The organism is Methylorubrum podarium (genome assembly GCF_022179745.1).
GTDB classification, from domain to species: Bacteria; Pseudomonadota; Alphaproteobacteria; order Rhizobiales; family Beijerinckiaceae; genus Methylobacterium; species Methylobacterium podarium.
This window is the reverse complement of sequence record NZ_BPRD01000216.1, coordinates 1-3,021: the sequence shown is the minus strand read 5'-3', so window position 1 is coordinate 3,021 and position 3,021 is coordinate 1. Positions and strand designations below refer to the sequence as shown.

General features: G+C 69.8%; 3 protein-coding genes and 1 other RNA gene. 3 read left to right on the top strand and 1 reads right to left on the bottom strand.

What is annotated here, in order from left to right; genetic code table 11:
* Positions 1–230: a transfer-messenger RNA gene (ssrA, locus tag MFF42_RS11750) on the top strand; the annotation flags it as partial.
* Positions 231–287: 57 nt separating this feature from the next.
* Complete coding sequence (locus MFF42_RS11745; RefSeq protein WP_238255914.1) at positions 288–953, top strand: SspB family protein; 666 nt, start codon at positions 288–290, stop codon at positions 951–953.
* A 43-nt stretch (positions 954–996) separates the two neighbouring features.
* Here the strand turns inward: MFF42_RS11745 and MFF42_RS11740 are convergent, their stop codons facing one another.
* A complete protein-coding gene (locus MFF42_RS11740) occupies positions 997–2,397 on the bottom strand; it encodes a cytochrome P450 (RefSeq protein ID WP_238255913.1) in 1,401 nt (466 codons plus the stop codon).
* A 137-nt stretch (positions 2,398–2,534) separates the two neighbouring features.
* Between MFF42_RS11740 and MFF42_RS11735 the strand changes: the two genes are divergently transcribed.
* Positions 2,535–3,021: lyase family protein (locus MFF42_RS11735; protein WP_283206870.1), on the top strand; the 487-nt coding region annotated here is incomplete at its 3' end.

Sequence of the window (3,021 nt, the reverse complement as noted above, 5' to 3'; positions counted from 1 at the left end):
CCTTCCGATGCTGGGTTCCGGCGGGGGCGAAATAGGATCGACGAGGGCGTAAAGGGTGAGCTTTCGCTCGGCATGGTTCCGCCGTTATCGGGCCTTTGCAATAGTTGCCAACGACAACTTTGCTCCGGTGGCTGTCGCCGCGTAAGCGGTGCCAAAAACCGACCTAAAGTCCTAGCGGGTAGCACCGCATAGGCGGGGTTCGGAGGTACCTGGCAACAGAAACCTCCACTCAATTTCCACGACCCGGCGCAGCCCAATCCCGGCCGTGACCGGTGAAGCGAGCGCCGATGGCCGAAGATCTGATCCGTTACGATCTCCTGGTTCAGGACGCCCTGCGCGGCGTCGTGCGCAAGGTTCTGACCGATGCCGCGCGCGACGGGCTATCGGGCGAGCACCACTTCTACATCTCGTTCCGCACCGAGGCGCCGGGCGTGCGCATGTCGCAGCGCCTTCGGGAAAAATATCCGCAGGACATGACCATCGTTCTGCAGCACCAGTTCTGGGATCTTGGCGTCACCGAGCACAGCTTCGAGGTCGGCCTGTCCTTCTCCGGCGTGCCGGAGCGGCTGCTGATTCCCTTCGACGCGCTGTCGGGCTTCTTCGACCCCTCCGTGCAGTTCGGCCTGAAGTTCGACCTCAACGAGGGGGCCGAGGGCGAGCAGACGGAGGAGGCGCAGCCGAGCGTCCCCGCCAAGGCCGGCCCCCGCGGGGCAGCCTCCGAGCCTGCCGAGATCAAGCCGAAGGGCACGGGCCTCGCCACGGTCCAGGGCGGACCCAAGATCGTCCCGGCGCTGCCCGCGGCTGGCAAGGCCAAGGCCGACGGCAAGGGGGAGAGCAAGGCGGACGACAAGGCCGAGGACGGCGCGGAGGCGAAGCCCGAGGCCGCCGAGAAGACCGATCGCGACGGCACCGCCGAGGTCGTGAGCCTCGACGCCTTCCGCAAGAAGAACTGATTCTTTTCCCGCGCCGCGGCCCGCTCCTTGTCCGGAGGAGCGGTCAGGCGCGGCGTTGCGCCAGCATCCGCAACCCGTCCTTCGGCCGCAGCGTGACGCGGTGGAGCGGCGTGACAGGCGGATGATCCGCGGGCAGGGTGAGCCGCACCGCCCGCGCGACCTGGGCAAGCACCAGCGTCGCCTCCTGCACCGAGAAACTCTGGCCGATGCAGACCCGCGGGCCGGCCCCGAACGGCAGGTAGGCGAAGCGCTCGACGCGGTCGCGCCGCTCCCCGAGGAAGCGCTCGGGGATGAAGGCGTCCGGCTCGTCCCACAGCTTCCGGTGCCGGTGCATCACCCAGGGCGCGATGATGACGGTCGAGTTGCGGGGGATCTTCACCCGTCCGATCCGGTCTTCCCGCAAAGCCTGGCGGCTGAGGAAGGGAACCGGCGGGAAGAGCCGCATCGTCTCCTCCATCACCGCCTTGGTGAAGGGAAGCCGGTCGAGTTGCAGCGCGCCGCCCTCGCCCGCGGCGGCGTCGGCCTCCGCCTCGACGCGGGCGCGGGACGCCTCGTCCTGCGACAGGCAGTAGAGCGCCCAGGTCAGCGCGTTCGCCGTGGTCTCGTGGCCGGCGGCGATGAAGGTGACGATGTTGGCCTTCACCTCGATGTCGGTGAGGCCGCGGCCGGTCTCGGGATCCTGGGCGGCGAGCAGCAGGGTCATCAGGTCGTGGGGCGCCTCGCCGCGGGCGAGCGCCGCCTTGCGCTCGTCGAGCAGCGTGTCCACCACCTCGGCGAAGAAACGCAGCGCCGGCCGCGCCCGCAGCCGGCCGAGGCGCGGCACGAAGGCGGGGAAGCCGAACACGTCGAGGGGGTCGATCGGCCCGATCGATTCGAGCAGCCGGGTGATGGCGCGGCCGAGCGCGTCGGGATCGCCGGGCAGGCCCTGCGTGAAAATCGTCCGCTCCAGCACGTCGAGGGTGGCGCGGGTCATTTCCAGGGCGACATCGACCGTGGCGCCGTCGCGCCGCGCGAGCCGCCGGCCGAGCCGCGCGCCGGCGGCATCCATCTGCGCGACGAAGCCCGCGACGTGGCGCGCGGAGAAGATCGGCGCCAGGGTGCGCCGCTGTAGGCGCCACTCGTCGCCCTCCGCCGTGAGCAGGCCGTCGCCGAGACCCGGCGCCAGGACCCGCTTCTGCAGGTCGTCCTTGCGGTAGTTCGCAGCGCGCTCCACGAGCAGGTAGCGCACCAGGGCCGGATCGCTGACGACGGTCAGGCGCCCCATCGCCGTCTCGCCCGCGACGACGAACTCCTCGAAATGCGCGTCCATCCAGGTCGCGATCGGGTTCTCGCGCACCTTCCGCAGGAAGGCGAACAGACCGAGCGGCTGTGTCAGCGGCGGCGGCACCTTGGGACGGAACAGCGGCGTGGCCGTCGGGGGCCTGAGGGGCAGCGTATCCAGCATCGGCAGTGGAGCAACCTTGCGAACAACCTCGGCGGTAACGGAGTGCGCGATGCGTCATCCCCCGATCCGGGCCGGCATCGCGCTTACCATCGTGCTTCGTTAAGTAGGGCCGCATCCGAGCCAACGAAGAGGCCACGATGTCGCCGCAAGAGACCCCCGCCGTCGAGACGCGCACCGAGTCCGACACCTTCGGCCCGATCGAGGTGCCCGCTCACCGCTACTGGGGCGCTCAGACGCAGCGCTCGATCCAGAACTTCAAGATCGGCACCGAGCGCCAGCCGGCGCCGCTGGTCCACGCCCTCGGCATCGTCAAGCAGGCCGCCGCCCTGGTGAACAAGGATCTCGGCGGCCTCGAGCCGAAGATCGCCGACGCGATCGCCGAATCGGCCGCGGAGGTCGTCGCCGGCAAGCACGACGACGAGTTCCCGCTGGTTGTCTGGCAGACGGGCTCGGGCACGCAGTCCAACATGAACGCCAACGAGGTGATCGCGAGCCTCGCCAACGAGCGGCTCGGCGGCAAGCGCGGCGGCAAGTCGCCGGTCCACCCGAACGACCATTGCAACCGCGGCCAGTCCTCCAACGACACCTTCCCGACCGCCATGCACATCGCGGTCGCCCGCGAGG

Bases quoted from the DNA above. Each gene is read 5' to 3' on its own strand.
- MFF42_RS11740 (WP_238255913.1), bottom strand. From the start codon at position 2,397: ATGCTGGATACGCTGCCCCTCAGGCCCCCGACGGCCACGCCGCTGTTC.
- MFF42_RS11745 (WP_238255914.1), top strand. From the start codon at position 288: ATGGCCGAAGATCTGATCCGTTACGATCTCCTGGTTCAGGACGCCCTG.